The organism is Sulfitobacter sp. HI0129, assembly GCF_001635395.1.
GTDB lineage: Bacteria > Pseudomonadota > Alphaproteobacteria > Rhodobacterales > Rhodobacteraceae > Sulfitobacter.
This window is the reverse complement of record NZ_LWGH01001007.1, coordinates 1-234: the sequence shown is the minus strand read 5'-3', so window position 1 is coordinate 234 and position 234 is coordinate 1. Positions and strand designations below refer to the sequence as shown.

The following is a 234-nucleotide window of genomic DNA, read 5'->3' as shown; positions in this document are numbered from 1 at the left end:
ATCAATACCGAATCCGTCAGCTTCGAGTCCTGGATCGCCTTTATCGTGGCCTATGGCGCTTATCTCTATGCCATCTTCGGGCTGCTGTTCTCCTGCTGGGTTCTCTACACCTCGGGCGTGCTGACGCCGGTGGTGCGCGAGACGGCGAAGGTGACCTCCATGGTCTTCACCATTCTGATCGGCTCGCAACTGCTGAACCTCGTGGTGATCTCCTTCGGGGGGGAGCATTACATC

1 protein-coding gene is annotated in these 234 nt (G+C 57.7%); it reads left to right on the top strand.

Annotation, left to right across the window (positions count from 1 at the left end; translation table 11 throughout):
* The coding region (locus A3764_RS21770) for a hypothetical protein (RefSeq protein ID WP_150122393.1) at nucleotides 1-234 on the top strand (234 nt) is incomplete at both ends.